The 16,012-nt window shown below is 56.2% G+C and carries 14 protein-coding genes and 1 pseudogene; 5 read left to right on the forward strand and 10 right to left on the reverse strand.

The features are described 5' to 3' along the window. Window positions 1-15: 15 nt before the first annotated feature. The 5 genes and pseudogenes from ACTJI7_RS00220 to ACTJI7_RS00240 all read right to left on the reverse strand — a co-directional run bounded on the left by ACTJI7_RS00220 (window position 16) and on the right by ACTJI7_RS00240 (window position 4,736). Window positions 16-1,166, reverse strand: a pseudogene (locus ACTJI7_RS00220) (branched-chain amino acid ABC transporter substrate-binding protein). A gap of 28 nt (window positions 1,167-1,194) precedes the next feature. Next, window positions 1,195-1,914 (reverse strand): ABC transporter ATP-binding protein, encoded by a 720-nt coding sequence (locus tag ACTJI7_RS00225; RefSeq protein WP_063154190.1) that lies wholly within the window; start codon window positions 1,912-1,914, stop codon window positions 1,195-1,197. Beyond that, window positions 1,907-2,674, reverse strand: coding sequence for an ABC transporter ATP-binding protein (locus ACTJI7_RS00230; protein WP_048999753.1), 768 nt, complete (start codon window positions 2,672-2,674; stop codon window positions 1,907-1,909). Before ACTJI7_RS00230 ends, ACTJI7_RS00225 begins: the two co-directional genes overlap by 8 nt. After that, entirely contained in the window at window positions 2,671-3,777 is a 1,107-nt protein-coding gene (locus ACTJI7_RS00235) for a branched-chain amino acid ABC transporter permease (RefSeq protein WP_063154189.1), read from the reverse strand. The genes ACTJI7_RS00230 and ACTJI7_RS00235 overlap by 4 nt, the downstream gene beginning before the upstream one ends. Before the next feature lie 8 nt (window positions 3,778-3,785). After that, the gene (locus ACTJI7_RS00240) at window positions 3,786-4,736 is read right to left on the reverse strand and encodes a branched-chain amino acid ABC transporter permease (protein ID WP_063154187.1); all 951 of its coding nucleotides are present in this window, start codon (window positions 4,734-4,736) and stop codon (window positions 3,786-3,788) included. Window positions 4,737-4,906: 170 nt separating this feature from the next. On the opposite strand from ACTJI7_RS00240, the gene ACTJI7_RS00245 reads away from it, so the two are divergent. After that, window positions 4,907-5,851 carry a LysR substrate-binding domain-containing protein gene (locus ACTJI7_RS00245; RefSeq protein ID WP_028013257.1) on the forward strand — a complete coding sequence of 315 codons (945 nt, stop codon included), beginning with the start codon at window positions 4,907-4,909 and terminating at the stop codon, window positions 5,849-5,851. 54 nt (window positions 5,852-5,905) lie between these two features. Here the strand turns inward: ACTJI7_RS00245 and ACTJI7_RS00250 are convergent, their stop codons facing one another. Next, window positions 5,906-7,015, reverse strand: coding sequence for a porin OmpC (locus ACTJI7_RS00250; protein ID WP_028013256.1), 1,110 nt, complete (start codon window positions 7,013-7,015; stop codon window positions 5,906-5,908). Window positions 7,016-7,490: 475 nt separating this feature from the next. Further along, window positions 7,491-8,369: an aromatic amino acid DMT transporter YddG gene (yddG, locus tag ACTJI7_RS00255; protein WP_028013255.1), complete on the reverse strand. Its 879-nt coding sequence runs from the start codon at window positions 8,367-8,369 to the stop codon at window positions 7,491-7,493. Between the two features lie 221 nt (window positions 8,370-8,590). On the opposite strand from yddG, the gene fdnG reads away from it, so the two are divergent. The 3 genes from fdnG to fdnI are packed head-to-tail and all read left to right on the forward strand — an operon-like array spanning window position 8,591 to window position 13,183. Beyond that, the gene (fdnG, locus tag ACTJI7_RS00260) at window positions 8,591-11,638 is read left to right on the forward strand and encodes a formate dehydrogenase-N subunit alpha (protein ID WP_440669454.1); all 3,048 of its coding nucleotides are present in this window, start codon (window positions 8,591-8,593) and stop codon (window positions 11,636-11,638) included. An 11-nt stretch (window positions 11,639-11,649) separates the two neighbouring features. After that, window positions 11,650-12,534 (forward strand): formate dehydrogenase subunit beta, encoded by an 885-nt coding sequence (gene fdxH, locus ACTJI7_RS00265; protein WP_047368615.1) that lies wholly within the window; start codon window positions 11,650-11,652, stop codon window positions 12,532-12,534. Next, window positions 12,527-13,183, forward strand: coding sequence for a formate dehydrogenase-N subunit gamma (gene fdnI / locus ACTJI7_RS00270; RefSeq protein WP_063154182.1), 657 nt, complete (start codon window positions 12,527-12,529; stop codon window positions 13,181-13,183). Before fdxH ends, fdnI begins: the two co-directional genes overlap by 8 nt. A gap of 51 nt (window positions 13,184-13,234) precedes the next feature. Here fdnI and ACTJI7_RS00275 read toward each other — a convergent pair whose 3' ends face one another. The 3 genes from ACTJI7_RS00275 to ppk2 all read right to left on the reverse strand — a co-directional run bounded on the left by ACTJI7_RS00275 (window position 13,235) and on the right by ppk2 (window position 14,667). Continuing rightward, window positions 13,235-13,492 (reverse strand): CcdB family protein, encoded by a 258-nt coding sequence (locus ACTJI7_RS00275; protein ID WP_237764626.1) that lies wholly within the window; start codon window positions 13,490-13,492, stop codon window positions 13,235-13,237. A 65-nt stretch (window positions 13,493-13,557) separates the two neighbouring features. Beyond that, complete coding sequence (locus tag ACTJI7_RS00280) at window positions 13,558-13,746, reverse strand: hypothetical protein (protein WP_048960001.1); 189 nt, start codon at window positions 13,744-13,746, stop codon at window positions 13,558-13,560. Between the two features lie 102 nt (window positions 13,747-13,848). Next, window positions 13,849-14,667 carry a polyphosphate kinase 2 gene (gene ppk2 / locus ACTJI7_RS00285; RefSeq protein WP_045630464.1) on the reverse strand — a complete coding sequence of 273 codons (819 nt, stop codon included), beginning with the start codon at window positions 14,665-14,667 and terminating at the stop codon, window positions 13,849-13,851. A 164-nt stretch (window positions 14,668-14,831) separates the two neighbouring features. On the opposite strand from ppk2, the gene araJ reads away from it, so the two are divergent. Further along, complete coding sequence (gene araJ, locus ACTJI7_RS00290; protein ID WP_041909850.1) at window positions 14,832-16,007, forward strand: MFS transporter AraJ; 1,176 nt, start codon at window positions 14,832-14,834, stop codon at window positions 16,005-16,007. Window positions 16,008-16,012: the final 5 nt, after the last annotated feature.

Raw genomic sequence — 16,012 nt, forward strand, 5'->3', positions numbered from 1 at the left:
CATTGCCTCGCTGCGTTACTTCGCTTTTGCGCCGCCCAGCACGGTCTGCGGCTGCCATTTGCCGTCGACAACCTTATAGACCGTGAACGACGGCGATTTCAGGTTGCCCTCTTTATCAAACGCGATCTGTCCGGTAACGCCGGAATAGCTGATGGCGCGCAGGGCGGGCAGATAGTCTGATGGCTCAACGGAGTCTGCTTTTTCCATCGCCGCAACCAGCACGCGGGTGGCGTCATAGGCGAACGGGGCGTGCAGTTCGATATGGGTGTGGTAGCGGGCCTGGTAGGCCTGTTCGAATGCCTTTCCACCCGGCATCTGGTCAACGGGCAGGCCCGGCTCCAGCGCCACAACGCCTTCGCCTTCTTTCTGCGCCAGCTTCAGGAACGTCTGGCTGACGAATCCGCCTGCGCCCATCAGCGTGGCATTCATGCCCAGCTGTTTAATGCGGCGAGCCAGCGGTGCGGCCTGGCTGTCGACGCCGCCGAAGAAGATCAGATCGGCGTTTTTACTGCGGATGGCGGTCAGCACGGCGCTGAAATCGACCGTTTTGTCATCCACGTACTGACGGTCGACAATTTTCACGCCCTGGGCTTCCAGCGATTTAATAAACTGGTCTGCAAGCCCCTGACCGAAGGCGGTACGGTCGTCGATCACCGCAATGCGTTTGGCTTTGAGGGTGTTAACCGCGTACTGACCGGCGAGCTGGCCGCCGTCATCGTCGTGTCCCATCACGCGGAAGCTGGTATCAAAACCTTGTTGCGTATAGGCGTGNCGACCGGTGCCACCTGGGCGATGCCCGCATCGTGATAAACGCGGGCCGCTGGAATGCTGGTGCCGGTGTTCCAGTGGCCGACCACGCCCGCCACATCGCTGTCCACCAGACGCTGCGCGACGGCTACGGCAGTGCGCGGGTCAGACTGATCGTCTTCGGACTGCAGTTTGAAGGTGACCGCTTTGCCACCGATGGTCGGATGCTGCTTGTTAATGTCGTCAATGGCCAGCTGCGCGCCGTTCTCCAGATCTTTCCCGATACGGGCGGACGGGCCGGTGAGCGGGCCTGCCAGACCGATCACCACGGTTTCGCCGTCGGCGGCCCACGAGGACGTTGAGGCAAGACCGACGAGCAGAATAGCTGCGCTGAGCGCACTGATTTTTACTGTTTTCATTGTATTTCCCTGATGTTGGCTGATGTGGTTAAACGGGCATTTCGCCCAAATAAATGTGTGCAATCTGGTCGTCGTGAAGCAGTGCTGTCGATTCGCCATGATGAACAATGCTGCCGCTGTCCATCACCCATGCGCTGTCGGTCACTTCCAGCGCGAGCCGGGCGTTTTGTTCGATAAGCAGCAGGGCGACGCCGCGCTCGCGCAGCCCGGCGATAACGGCAAATATGTTCTCGACCATCTTCGGGGCAAGGCCCATCGACGGCTCGTCGAGGATCAGCAGGCGCGGGCGGCTGAGGAGGGCGCGGTTAAGGGCCAGCAGCTGTTGCTCGCCGCCGGACAGCAGCCCGGCAAGCTGATGCTGGCGCTCGCCCAGACGCGGGAAACGTTCGAAAATCTCGTTCATCTCGCGCTTAATGGTGACAGTGTCACGCCTTAGCCAGGCGCCCATCTGCAGGTTTTCCAGTACCGTCATGCGGGAGAAGATCCCGCGGCCCTCCGGGACCATGACCAGTCCGTCGCGAAGCAGGGTCTCCGGGCTCTGTTTACGGACCGGCTTACCGCTGAATTCAATACTGCCGCTAAAGCTTTCCAGCCCGGTAATGGCGCGCACGGTGGAGCTTTTCCCCGCGCCGTTAGCGCCGATCAGCGTAGCCTGTTCGCCCTCGTGCAGGGTAAAGGAGACATCGCGTACGGCCTGAATGCCGCCGTAATGCACGTCCAGGCGTTCTACCTTCAGTAATTCAGTCATGGGCGTTACCTCCAAGCCAGGCGGCGATCACTGCCGGATCGCGCCGTACGCTTTCCGGCGTACCGCTGGCGAGCGTTTTACCGTAATCAAGCACCGTCAGGCGATCGCAGATGCCCATCACCAGCTTGACGTCATGTTCAATCATCAGCAGAGTTTTGCCGTCATCGCGGATGCGGATGAGCAGCTCGCCGAGCGCCACTTTTTCCGCCGCGTTCATTCCGGCGGCGGGCTCGTCCAGCGCCAGCAGCAGCGGATCCGTCGCCAGCGCGCGGGCGATTTCAAGGCGACGCTGATGACCATAGGCCAGATCGCAGGCGCGATAGTGGGCGAACTGCGCAATGCCGGTATAGTCCAGCCAGTGCCAGGCCAGCTCGCGGGTCTGCTTCTCTTCGTCGCGGGCGCGTTTATGGCGGCTCAGCGCGGCCCACAGGCCGTTACGGGTGCGCACGTGGCGGCCCACCATCACGTTTTCCAGCACCGACATCTCGTTGAAGAGGCGCACGTTCTGGAAGGTGCGGGCAATCCCGGCGGCGGTGACTTTCTCTATGTGCTTTGGGAAGTAGGGCTTATCGGCAATCGAAAACTCACCGCTGTCCGCCGGATAAAGCCCGGTGATCAGGTTAAAGCAGGTGGTTTTTCCCGCGCCGTTGGGGCCAATCAGCCCGTAGATTTCCCCTCTGTTCACGGTAATCGAAACGTCATCTACGGCAGTCAGCCCGCCGAAGCGTTTTGACATGTTGCGTACGGTTAACAGGCTCATGCCTTCACCCCCTTGTGGCGTACCGGCCAGAGGCCTGACGGGCGCACCAGCATGACCAGCACCAGTGCCAGACCGTAAAACAGCTGGCGCAGCACTTCCGGGTCAATCAGTACCGTACCGAACAGCGCCTGCTGAACCGGCGCTGCCTGGCTGCGCAGCAGTTCCGGTAGGGCGGTAAGCAGTACCGCGCCCAGGATCACGCCCGGTATGTGCCCCATACCGCCCAGCACCACCATCGCCAGTACGGCAATGGACTCCTGCAGCGTGAAGGATTCCGGGGAGACAAAGCCCTGAAACGCGCCGAAAAGCGCACCTGCTATGCCGCCAAAGGAGGCGCCCATCGCAAAGGCGAGCAGCTTATAGTTACGCACGTTGATGCCCATCGCGCGGGCCACGTCTTCATCCTCGCGGATGGCGTGCCAGGCGCGGCCAATACGGGAATGCTGCAGGCGCAGGCAGACAAAAATAATCGCTACAATCACCAGCATCAGCAGGTAGTACCACAGCCACAGGGCGGGCACTTTGAAACCAAACCAGTGGTAGACGCCGCTAAACTTCAGGCCGAACAGGTTCAGCGTATCGACCCCGGTAATGCCCTTTGCGCCGTTGGTGATGTTTACCGGACGGTCGAGGTTGCGCATCAGGATGCGGATAATTTCGCCAAAGCCGAGGGTCACTATCGCCAGGTAGTCCCCGCGCAGCTTCAGCGTGGGCGCACCGAGTAAAATCCCGCAGACTGCCGCCACGAGGGCGGCCAGCGGAATAATGAGCAGATACGAGGTGTGCAGCCCGTCCGGGAACCAGACACCGAGGATCGGAAACACCTCCAGCAGGTGTGGGGAGGCCATCAGTGCCGCGAGGTAGGCGCCGACGGCGTAAAAGGCGATAAAGCCCATGTCCAGCAGGCCGGTATAGCCGACCACAATATTGAGCCCGAGCGCCAGCATGATGTAGAGCAGGGCGAAGTCGATAACGCGCACCCAGTAGTTGCCGCCGAGCTGCGTGGCCACCACGGGCGCAATCAGCAGCGCGAGGCAGAACAGGCTCATGCCTGACCAGAATTTGCGCGTCGTCGTCGGGGCCTGAATTTGAAGTGTTGTCATGGTATTCCTTACGCCCTGTGCGCTACGCGCTCGCCCAGCAGGCCAGCCGGACGGAAGACCAGCACCAGGATCAGCACCATAAAGGCAAAGACATCCTGATAGTTGCTGCCAAATACACCGTGGGTCAGTTCACCCAGGTAGCCTGCGCCCAGCGCTTCGATAATGCCGAGCAGGATGCCGCCAATCATGGCGCCCCGAATGTTGCCAATGCCCCCCAGCACTGCGGCGGTAAAGGCCTTGATCCCGGGTAAAAAGCCCATCGAGAAGCTGGCGTTACCGTAGTTGCTGGCCATCATTACGCCTGCCAGCGCGGCAAACGCCCCGCCAATCGCAAACGTCAGGGTGATAATGGCGTTTGGGTTAACCCCCATCAGCGTGGCCACGCGCGGATTTTCCGCCACGGCGCGCATACCGCGCCCCAGGCGGGTGTATTCCACCAGCAGCCAGAGCCCGATCATCACCGCCAGCGCCAGCGCCACGGTGACAATACCGGTAACGGTCACGATGGCGGGAGGGTGCATTTCACTTCCTGACGTCACGGTAATCGGATCCATGGGCAGGATCTGCGGAAACATCAGCGGGTTGCGCGTCCAGATAATCATCGCCACGGTTTGCAGCAGGACGGAGACGCCGATACCCGAGATCAGCGGCGCCAGGCGCGGAGCGTTGCGCAGTCGACGGTAGGCAAAGCGCTCCACGGCCATGGCCAGCAGGGCGCAAACGGCCATGGCAATCATCAGGGCAACGCCGAGCTGCAACAGCAGCGGCATATGCGGGAAGGTGCTGTTCAGGGCGTTAATGGCGGAGAGCGTGGTGAGCGCGCCGACCATCAGAATATCGCCGTGGGCAAAGTTAATAATGCGCAAAATGCCATACACCATGGTATAGCCCAGCGCGATCAGCGCGTAGATGCTTCCCAGCATCACACCGTTGATCAGTTGTTGTATGAGTGTATCCAACGTCTGTACCCGCAAAGTGCTCGTTCTGCGGCTACCATCCAATAAATGAATTAAATTGTAAAATACGCATCTATTATTTCTTATGATAAATAAATATTGTTTTATGTTTATGATTTAAATGAAAATAGTTAAAGCCTGCTTTTGGGTGAAAAGCCTAAAGAAATCAACATATGAATAAAACAGAACAATTGGCGAGCCTGACGGCGTTTGCAGAGAGCCGCCTGGCAAACGATCCGCCGCTTCGGGCCGTACGTGCATTCGAGGCCATCGCCAGGCTGGGGAGCGTCACGCTGGCCGCGCAGGAGCTGGATATCTCTCCGTCGGCCGTCAGCCATCAGCTCAAGGTGCTCGAAGGATACCTGCAAATGCCGCTCACGGAACGTCAGGGACGCAGGCTGGTGCTGAGCCAGCACGGGCGGGAATATTACCGCTCGATCCGAGCGGCCTTTAACGTGTTGCGCCAGGCGACGGAGCACCTGGCGGAGCAGGCGCAAACGCGTCAGGTCACCATCAGCCTGATTCCGCTTTTTGGTATGGGGTGGTTTATCCCGCGCTTGCCTGCGTTCATGCGCGCCAATCCCCAAACCGAGATCAACGTGGTGTATGCCAATCACCGTAACTATCTGAGCGACGCGTCGGATATGTCGATTCGTTTTGGTAACGGGCAGTGGGCGGGGTATCAGAGTGAAAAGCTGATTTCCGGCCAGATGGTGCCGGTGTGCAGCCGCGCGTTTTTGCGCGTTCATGGCCATATCGACACGCCTGAACAGCTGCTGCAAATGCCGCTGCTGCACGATGAAGAGCGTACGAGCTGGACGCAGTGGTTTTTGTTGCAGGGGGTAAAACGACCACTCCGGCGCAGCGGCCCGCTGTTTGAAGACGGGCTGTTGACGCTGGCGGGCGTTCAGGCAGGGCTGGGATGTGCGCTCATGCGTGAGCCGCTGATTGCGCCATATCTTGAGAGCGGCGAGCTGGTCAAGATATTTGACTTACCGATTGATGACGGGCGCGATTATTACCTCTGCGTGCGCTCAGATTCAGAGATGACCGAAGACGGCAAGCTGCTGCAAACCTGGCTGCGTCGGGCGGCAGGTGGGGAGTTGTCTGTCGGGTAAAAGCGGAAGATAAAAAAAGCCAGCGTGTTACGCTGGCTTTTGTACTGACAAATCTTAGAACTGGTAGGTCAGACCCAGCGCCACGATGTTGTCGGTACCGATACCTGCCTGGCGAGTGAACTGGTTGTCGTCCAGCAGGTTGATTTTGTAATCCACGTAGGTGGACATGTTTTTGTTAAAATAGTAGGTGGTGCCGACATCAATGTATTTAACCAGATCCTGGTCGCCGAAGTTCTCGATGTCTTTGCCTTTAGACTGCAGGTAAGCGATGGATGGACGCAGGCCAAAGTCGAACTGATACTGAGCCACAACTTCGAAGTTTTGCGCTTTGTTTGCAAAGCCGTAGATGTCGCTGCGGTTACCGTTAGAGGTACCGAAACGGGTTGCGTTATAGGTCTGAGAGTACTGCGCGGCAAGGTAAACGTTGTTCGCGTCGTACTTCACGCCGCCGCTGTACACTTCAGCGCGGTCGCCTTCACCGTATACGCCAGCCGCATTCTGGTCAGCGGTACGGCGAGAGGAAGACATTGCACCACCGACGCTGAAGCCTTCACCCAGATCGTAAGTCAGGGACGCGCCGTAGCCGTCGCCGTTCTGGTTCAGCAGGCTGCGACCGTTGGTGTTTTCACCGCTTACGCTGCCGTTTTTACCCTGGTACTGCAGGGCAAAGTTCAGGCCGTCAACCAGACCGAAGAAGTCCTGGTTACGGTAAGTTGCCACGCCGTTTGCACGAGACTGCAGGAAGTTGTCGGCACCGTAGGTGTCACCGCCGAATTCTGGCAGAACGTCGGTCCAGGAGGTCACGTCGTAAATCACGCCGTAGTTACGACCGTAATCGAATGAACCGGCTTCAGCGAACTTCAGACCTGCGAAGGCCACACGGGTCCAGGACTGGTTGTCGCCTTCGTCCTTGTTACCCTGAATCTGGTATTCCCACTGGCCATAACCGGACAGCTGGTCGTTAACCTGGGTTTCACCCTTGAAGCCGATACGCATGTAGGTTTTATCACCGTCTGCGCCTGCGTCATCAGAGAAATAGTGCAGACCTGTCACTTTACCGTACAGATCCAGCTTGTTACCGTCTTTGTTATAAATCTCAGCTGCGTTTACAACGCCTGCTGCCAACATGGAAGTGACTGCCACTGCAACTAATTTAAGTTTCATCTTAAATATTCCTTATAATTTTTTTCAGTATTTCCTGAACCATCGCGAACGATTTCTAAACGAGGCTGTTCGTCAATGGCGTGCTATTTTTAAAAATCTTGTAGTTGTCTTTCAATAATAAGTTTCAAAATATGAGTAATAATTTCATTTAGTGTGATCGAGATCGGGTTAATGACGGCTGAATAAAATATTGTGGCGATTATTTAATCAGAATGAGTTTATTTTTTGGCAACCATGATGGCGAATATTATTGCATTTCGTGTTATTAATAGCGGTAATATTCGCAGGGAAGTAGTTACGCAGCGGTGTCAGGTTATGTCAATTTGATGTCGGGGGAATTGACGAAAGAAGCTAATATAAACAGAACATCAACAAATGCACTAATGTTCTGATTAATATATTACAATGTGATCACATATTAAATTTATGTTAATTTTTATGCCGGATTTAATCGAACCCGGCATAAATCTGGACCCTATTTTCGTGTAGCGTACCAGCAGAGCAATGACCCGGCGCAGACCATCAGCGCGCCCTGCCAGAACGAAAAAGAGAGGGGTGAGCTTAGCAGCACGGCTGCAAGCGCGGCAGAGAGCACGGGAGTAAAATAGGATACGGCAGCCAGCACCGTGACGTTACCGTGCAGAATGCCAATATTCCATGCCGCATAGCCAAACCCAAGCGCAATGCCGCACATAACGAGCTTCACGATAACCGGAAAGCTGAACACCATTTCTGGCTGATCGCTAATGGTATATTTCACCCACAGGCTCAGCGCAGTGAGCAAAACAAAGAGGGTAATACCGTTTTGCCCTTTGGCAAATTTGGCGGTTACGGTGCAGTAGGCGGCCCAGATAAATGCTCCGGCAAAAGCAAGCGTATAGCTAAGGGGATTAGAGACGACATTACGGATTATTTCATCAATGTGTAATCCTTGCTCACCTCCTAATACCCAACACACGCCGAGCAGAGCGATAGCTAAACCGGGGACGACCCACAGCGTTGATTTCTGTCCGTTGAATAAAATAGCAAAGACGATCGTCAGGCTCGGCCAGAGATAATTAACCATACCGACTTCTATGGCCTGCGCTCGCGTGGCGGCATAGCCTAACGACAACGCCAGACAAATTTCGTAACTGACAAACAGTACGCTGCCTGCAATAAGATACCCGGGTGAAAAACGTTTAATATCAGGAAATCCTACCGTTACCAGGCACAATAACCCGCTGAGGGTGTAAATCATCGCCGCGCCGCCGACGGGCCCCAGCCCCTCGCTTACGCTGCGAATCAGGCCCACCATTGTGCTCCATAGCAGTATCGCCGCCAGTCCCGTGAGCGTTGCTCTCTTTCTGTCCATTACGTTTTCATCGCTAATAAAATCAAAGGGAAAATGTATAGCATTAATTCTGACCCTGTCGCGAATTATTCTCTTACGTGTTTAACCCTTAAGGGGTATTCAAACGCGGCAGCGGTGACTATTAAGGGGGCGACGTCAGGCGACCTTGATTTGACGCAAAAAAAACAGGGGCTTTAATGTTAGTTTGCGGCGCGAAGTCTTATCAGATAACGAGGACAACAATGGACGTCAGCCGCAGACAATTTTTCAAAATCTGCGCGGGCGGTATGGCCGGAACCACAGCCGCAATGCTGGGATTTGCTCCCAAAATGGCGCTGGCTCGGGCACGCAACTATAAGCTGCTGCGTGCGAAAGAGATCCGTAACACCTGCACATACTGCTCCGTGGGTTGTGGGCTATTGATGTATAGCCTGGGCGATGGCGCGAAAAACGCCAGAGAAGCGATTTACCATATTGAAGGGGATCCGGATCATCCGGTGAGCCGTGGGGCGCTGTGCCCGAAAGGGGCGGGACTGCTGGACTATGTCCACAGCGAAAACCGCCTCCGCTACCCGGAATACCGCGCGCCGGGCTCCGACAAATGGCAGCGCATCTCCTGGGATGAGGCGTTCTCCCGTATTGCAAAACTGATGAAAGCCGACCGTGACGCCAACTTTATTGAAAAGAACGAGCACGGCGTGACGGTCAACCGCTGGCTCTCTACCGGGATGCTGTGCGCATCTGCGGCAAGTAATGAAACCGGCATGCTGACGCAAAAATTTGTGCGCTCTCTCGGCATGCTGGCGGTAGACAACCAGGCGCGCGTCTGACACGGACCAACGGTAGCAAGTCTTGCTCCAACATTTGGTCGCGGTGCGATGACCAACCACTGGGTTGATATTAAAAACGCCAACGTCGTGGTGGTGATGGGCGGTAACGCCGCTGAAGCCCATCCGGTGGGTTTCCGCTGGGCGATGGAAGCGAAAAACAACAACGATGCGACGCTTATCGTCGTCGATCCGCGCTTTACGCGTACGGCATCGGTGGCCGATATCTATGCGCCGATCCGCTCCGGTACGGACATTACGTTCCTCTCCGGGGTTCTGCTGTACCTGATCGAAAACAACAAAATTAACGCGGACTACGTTAAGCATTACACCAACGCGAACCTGCTGGTGCGGGATGATTTTGCCTTCGATGACGGGCTGTTCAGCGGCTATGACGCTGAAAAACGCCAGTACGACAAAACGTCCTGGAACTATCAGTTCGATGAAAACGGCTATGCGATGCGGGATGAAACGCTGACGCATCCGCGCTGCGTGTGGAACCTGCTGAAGCAGCACGTTTCCCGCTATACGCCGGACGTGGTGGAGAACATCTGCGGCACGCCGAAAGCGGACTTCCTGAAGGTGTGCGAGGTGCTGGCCTCCACCAGCGCCGCTGACAGAACCACCACGTTCCTGTACGCGCTGGGCTGGACGCAGCACACCGTGGGCGCGCAGAACATCCGTACCATGGCGATGATCCAGCTGCTGCTCGGCAACATGGGGATGGCCGGTGGCGGCGTGAACGCCCTTCGCGGCCACTCTAACATTCAGGGCTTAACCGATCTCGGCCTGCTCTCCACCAGCCTGCCGGGCTACCTGACGCTGCCGTCGGAAAAGCAGGCCAGTCTGCAAGCGTATCTTGAAGCTAATACGCCAAAAGCAACGCTGCCGGACCAGGTGAACTACTGGAGCAACTATCCGAAGTTCTACGTCAGCCTGATGAAATCCTTCTACGGCGACGCGGCGCAGAAGGAGAACGACTGGGGCTTTGAGTGGCTGCCCAAGTGGGACCAGGCTTACGACGTCATTAAGTATTTCAACATGATGGATAAGGGCGACGTCACCGGTTATATCTGCCAGGGCTTTAACCCGGTGGCGTCATTCCCGGATAAAAACAAAGTCGTTCGCAGCCTCAGCAAGCTGAAGTACATGGTGGTTATCGATCCGCTGGTGACCGAGACCTCCACCTTCTGGCAGAACCACGGGGAATCCAACGATGTCGATCCGGCGTCGATTCAGACCGAAGTGTTCCGCCTGCCATCCACCTGCTTTGCGGAAGAGGACGGCTCTATTGCCAACTCCGGCCGCTGGCTGCAATGGCACTGGAAAGGGCAGGACGCACCGGGCGAAGCGCGTAACGACGGCGAAATCCTGGCCGGCATTTATCATCGTCTGCGCGAAATGTACCGCACCGAAGGCGGCAAAGGCGCTGAGCCGCTGCTGAAGATGAGCTGGCACTACAAGCAGCCGGATCGTCCTGAGTCTGAGGAAGTCGCGAAAGAGAACAACGGCGTGGCGCTGGCGGATCTCTACGACGCCAAGGGCAACCTGGTGGCGAAGAAAGGCCAGCTGCTGAACAGCTTCGCGCTGCTGCGTGACGACGGTACTACCGCCTCTTCCTGCTGGATCTACACCGGCAGCTGGACGGAGCAGGGTAACCAGATGGCTAACCGCGATAACGCTGACCCGTCAGGCCTGGGCAATACCCTGGGCTGGGCCTGGGCGTGGCCGCTGAACCGTCGCGTGCTGTACAACCGTGCGTCCGCCGACGTGAACGGCAAGCCGTGGGATCCGAAACGGATGCTGATCCAGTGGAACGGGGCGAAGTGGACGGGGAACGACATTCCGGACTACAACACCGCCGCGCCGGGCAGCAACACCGGGCCATTCATCATGCAGCCGGAAGGGCTGGGGCGCCTGTTCGCCCTCAACAAGCTGGCAGAAGGGCCGTTCCCGGAACACTACGAGCCGATGGAAACGCCGCTGGGGACCAACCCGCTGCACCCGAACGTGGTCTCAAGCCCGGTGGTGCGCATCTACGAAGAGGACGTGCTGCGCTTAGGCAAAAAGGACAAATTCCCGTACGTGGGGACGACCTACCGCCTGACCGAGCATTTCCACACCTGGACCAAGCACGCGCGGCTTAATGCCATCGCGCAGCCGGAACAGTTTGTGGAGATAAGCGAAACGCTGGCGAAGGCGAAAGGCATTGCCAACGGCGATCGCGTCAAGGTGAGCAGCAAGCGCGGCTTTATTCGCGCCGTGGCGGTGGTGACCCGTCGTTTGCAAAGTCTGAACGTGCACGGCCAGCAGGTGGAAACTGTCGGTATTCCGCTGCACTGGGGCTTTGAAGGGGTGGCGCAGAAAGGCTATATCGCCAACACCCTGACGCCAAACGTCGGCGATTCCAACTCGCAAACGCCGGAGTACAAAGCGTTTCTGGTCAACATCGAGAAAGCGTAAGGAGCGATTAAATGGCGATGGAAACACAAGACATTATTAAACGCTCCGCGACCAACCCGATCACCCCCGCGCCTCGCGCGCGGGACTATAAGGCAGAGGTCGCCAAGCTTATCGACGTCTCCTCCTGCGTGGGCTGTAAGGCCTGCCAGGTGGCCTGCTCAGAGTGGAACGACATCCGCGACGAGGTGGGACACTGCGTCGGGGTTTACGATAACCCGGCGGATCTGAGCGCCAAATCCTGGACGGTGATGCGCTTTAGCGAAACCGACCAGAACGGCAGGCTGGAGTGGCTGATCCGCAAGGACGGCTGTATGCACTGTGAAGATCCGGGTTGCCTGAAGGCGTGTCCGTCTGCCGGGGCGATAATTCAGTACGCCAACGGGATCGTCGACTTCCAGCAGGACAACTGCATCGGCTGCGGCTACTGCATCGCGGGCTGTCCATTTAATATCCCGCGCCTCAATAAAGAGGATAACCGGGTATACAAATGCACGCTGTGCGTGGACCGCGTCAGCGTCGGGCAGGAGCCTGCCTGCGTGAAGACCTGTCCGACCGGTGCGATCCACTTCGGCACCAAAAAAGAGATGCTCGACGTGGCGCAAGAGCGCGTGGACAAGCTGAAAGCGCGCGGCTACGATAAGGCAGGCATTTACAACCCGCAGGGCGTGGGCGGCACGCACGTGATGTATGTGCTGCATCACAACGACCAGCCGGAGCTGTATCACAACCTGCCGAAAGAGCCGGCGATCGATACCTCCATCAACCTGTGGAAAGGGGCGCTTAAACCGCTCTCAGCGGCGGGCTTTATCGCCACCTTTGCGGGGTTGATTTATCACTACATCGGTATCGGGCCGAATAAAGAGGTGGATGACGACGAGGAGGAGCATCATGAGTAAGTCGAAAATGATAGTGCGCACCAAATTTGTCGATCGCGCCTGTCACTGGACGGTGGTCATTTGCTTCTTCCTGGTGGCGGTATCCGGCATTTCGTTCTTTTTCCCGACGCTACAGTGGCTTACGGAAACCTTCGGTACGCCGCAGATGGGGCGCATTCTGCACCCGTTCTTCGGCGTGCTGATTTTCCTGGTGCTGATGTTTATGTTCGTGCGCTTCGTGCACCACAACATCCCGGACAAGCAGGACATCCCGTGGGTGAAAGGAATTGTCGAAGTCCTGAAGGGTAACGAGCATAAAGTCGCTAAGGTTGGGAAATACAATGCCGGACAGAAGATGATGTTCTGGACCATCATGAGCATGATTTTTGTGCTGCTGGTGACCGGGGTGATTATCTGGCGTCCGTATTTTGCACAGTACTTCCCGATCCAGGTGGTGCGTTACGCGCTGCTAATTCACGCGACGTCTGCCATCATCCTGATTCATGCCATCCTGATCCATATGTATATGGCGTTCTGGGTAAAAGGGTCGATCAAAGGGATGATTGAAGGGAAGGTGAGCCGCCGCTGGGCGCAGAAACATCACCCGCGCTGGTATCGTGATGTGGAACGGCTGGAGGCGAAACAGGAAAGTACGGAAGGGATGAAGTAAGACCTGCGCCGTCGGCTCTGCCCGGCGGCGCTGCGCTTGCGCGGGCCTACGTTATGTATTTGTCACTAGCGCATCTATCGCCGCGATAACAGTACTTCTCGCGCAGCGAAGGTTGCATACAAAATTTTTATTATGTAGTTTCTTTTTCTCCACGTGTGTTATGCCAGCGGTATTAAGAAAATATCGCTGAAAATCAATATTTATTAACGGTGCCGCGGCGTTGACATGGCCACGTAAATAGTTGTGATAACTTAATGGAATAATCAGTCTTGTTGATAAATCATCATAATAGTCATGTTGAATTATCATAAAATAAGGCTGCTAGTCCCGTGTTCTCTCTGAAGGGTTACGGTAAACGTCAAACTGAAAGCACATTAAATCCCTCCAAAGAAAGGATCGTCTGATAATAGTCCCGCTTTGGCCGTAAAATCATTCATGGCTCTTATGAACTCTTTATCTTGCTGATGCTGTCGTCTTTGCGCCGCTGGTGTCTGGGCTTTTCGGGAGGCGCCACTCGGCACGCTCTCCCTTCTGCCATAGTCTTTGCTTCGATTTGGTTTCATCACTATCTCCTTTGTTGGTGCGGCCATTATCAACCGCCGCCAACAAAAAACAATACTGTATCCCCTGGTAATCTATATTCTGCGAGCCGCCTTCCAGTTATATCAAAACCGCTCTTCCACATAGCGGAACGGGTATTTCGTGGGTTTAACTTTGCCGATTTTGCGCTTCGGTAAATCCACCTTGTCGACGTGAATTTCTTTATACGGGATCTGCGAAAGCAGATGCGAAATAATATTCAGACGGACGCGTTTTTTATCTTCAGAACGCGCGACAAACCACGGTGCCCAGGCGGTGTCAGTGGCTTCAAACATGGCGTCGCGCGCGCGGGTGTACTCGTCCCAAAGGTTAAAGGATTTAATATCCATCGGCGACAGCTTCCAGATCTTACGCCCATCGTTGATGCGGTCGCGCAGGCGCCGCTCCTGCTCTTTCGGCGTCACCTCCAGCCAGTACTTCAGCAGGATAATTCCGGCATCGACCATCGCTTTTTCCATAACCGGCGCGCCGTCTAAAAATTTCTCCGCCTGTTCCTCCGTGCAGAACCCCATCACCCGCTCCACGCCCGCGCGGTTATACCAGCTGCGATCGAAGATCACGATTTCACCCGCCGAGGGCAGGTGAGGCACATAGCGCTGGAAGTAGAGCTGGCTTTTCTCTTTATCCGTTGGGGCAGGAAGCGCTACAACGCGAAACACGCGGGGGCTGACGCGCTCGGTGATCGCTTTAATGGTGCCGCCTTTGCCGGCGCCGTCGCGTCCCTCAAAAACAATGCACACCTTCAATCCTTTGGCGACGACCCACTGCTGGAGCTTAACCAGTTCGACGTGCAGGCGGCGGAGCTCTTTTTCATACTCTTTGGTCTTAAGGGGGGCATTCGATACGACATCAACAGCGACAGGGGTTTTCTTTTTGCTTCCCATGATTGTAATCCTCAGGTTGTCCGGCGTGGAAAAAGCGAGGCCGCACTATGAAGTGTAATCCACCTGAATTAATGGATTAACGTGTCAGCCAGCTGATTTGAACTGGCTCACCATACAAGATTATTTAATAATGCCCTCGCGAATGATTAACCGGTGGTTGAGGCATGAAAAAGACAATATTTTCGTTGGCGCTTGGCACATTTGGCCTGGGTATGGCTGAATTTGGCATTATGGGGGTGTTAACCGAGCTGGCGCACGACACCGGTATTTCGATTCCCTCCGCCGGGAATATGATCTCGTTTTATGCGTTCGGCGTGGTGATTGGCGCGCCGATTGTGGCGCTGTTCTCCGGCAAGTTCTCGTTAAAAACGACGCTGCTGTTTCTGGTTGCCATGTGCGCAGTCGGAAATGCCCTGTTTACGTTTTCTACGTCGTATTTCTGGCTGGCGCTGGGGCGTTTGATCTCCGGTTTTCCGCACGGGGCCATTTTTGGCGTCGGGGCGATTATCCTCTCTAAAATTGCGCCACCCGGGAAGGTGACGGTCGCGGTGGCCGGGATGATCGCCGGGATGACCGTGGCCAACCTGGTGGGCGTCCCGCTCGGCACCTGGCTGGGGCACCAGTTCAGCTGGCGCTATACCTTTTTCCTGATTGCTGCGTTCGACGCGCTGGTTATCCTCTCGGTTCTGCTCTGGGTGCCGGATATCCATGACAAATCAGAAATCAAATTGTCCGAGCAGTTCCACTTCCTGAAGAAACCAGAACCCTGGCTGATTTTTGCCGCCACCATGTTTGGCAATGCTGGCGTGTTCGCGTGGTTCAGCTTCGTTAAGCCGTTTATGGTCAACGTTTCTGGCTTTTCCGAAGGGATGATGACGGCCATCATGATGCTGATGGGCCTTGGCATGGTGTTGGGCAATCTGCTGAGTGGCAAACTCTCGGGGCGCTTTAGCCCGCTGCGCATTGCGGCCATCACCGATATGGTGATTGTCGCCTCGCTGCTGCTGCTTTTCGCCCTGGGCGAACTGAAAACGGCCTCGCTGGTGATGGGCTTTATCTGCTGTGCCGGGCTGTTTGCGCTCTCTGCACCGCTGCAAATTTTGCTTCTGCAAAATGCGAAGGGCGGTGAGATGCTGGGGGCGGCCGGAGGGCAGATGGCGTTTAATCTCGGCAGCGCGATCGGGGCGTACTTTGGTGGGATGATGATTACCCTCGGCTTTAGCTGGCGCTACGTCACGCTGCCTGCGGCGTTCCTCTCGTTCTCGGCCATGAGCGCGCTGTTGATCTACGGTTACCTGCGGGCCAGACAGGCTCAGGCTAACGCTCGCGCGCTAGCCTGATTGCA

Origin of the sequence: Enterobacter sp. 22499 (genome assembly GCF_052044815.1) — a bacterium.
GTDB classification, from domain to species: domain Bacteria; phylum Pseudomonadota; class Gammaproteobacteria; order Enterobacterales; family Enterobacteriaceae; genus Enterobacter; species Enterobacter bugandensis.

Excerpts from the sequence above, each read along its gene's own strand:
- ACTJI7_RS00245 (WP_028013257.1), top strand. The coding sequence starts at position 4,907 with ATGAATAAAACAGAACAATTGGCGAGCCTGACGGCGTTTGCAGAGAGC.
- ACTJI7_RS00250 (WP_028013256.1), bottom strand. The coding sequence starts at position 7,015 with ATGAAACTTAAATTAGTTGCAGTGGCAGTCACTTCCATGTTGGCAGCA.
- ppk2 (WP_045630464.1), bottom strand. The coding sequence starts at position 14,667 with ATGGGAAGCAAAAAGAAAACCCCTGTCGCTGTTGATGTCGTATCGAAT.
- ACTJI7_RS00225 (WP_063154190.1), bottom strand. The coding sequence starts at position 1,914 with ATGACTGAATTACTGAAGGTAGAACGCCTGGACGTGCATTACGGCGGC.
- fdnI (WP_063154182.1), top strand. The coding sequence starts at position 12,527 with ATGAGTAAGTCGAAAATGATAGTGCGCACCAAATTTGTCGATCGCGCC.
- yddG (WP_028013255.1), bottom strand. The coding sequence starts at position 8,369 with ATGGACAGAAAGAGAGCAACGCTCACGGGACTGGCGGCGATACTGCTA.
- fdxH (WP_047368615.1), top strand. The coding sequence starts at position 11,650 with ATGGCGATGGAAACACAAGACATTATTAAACGCTCCGCGACCAACCCG.
- ACTJI7_RS00275 (WP_237764626.1), bottom strand. The coding sequence starts at position 13,492 with ATGATAATTCAACATGACTATTATGATGATTTATCAACAAGACTGATT.
- ACTJI7_RS00230 (WP_048999753.1), bottom strand. The coding sequence starts at position 2,674 with ATGAGCCTGTTAACCGTACGCAACATGTCAAAACGCTTCGGCGGGCTG.
- ACTJI7_RS00280 (WP_048960001.1), bottom strand. The coding sequence starts at position 13,746 with ATGAAACCAAATCGAAGCAAAGACTATGGCAGAAGGGAGAGCGTGCCG.
- araJ (WP_041909850.1), top strand. The coding sequence starts at position 14,832 with ATGAAAAAGACAATATTTTCGTTGGCGCTTGGCACATTTGGCCTGGGT.
- ACTJI7_RS00235 (WP_063154189.1), bottom strand. The coding sequence starts at position 3,777 with ATGACAACACTTCAAATTCAGGCCCCGACGACGACGCGCAAATTCTGG.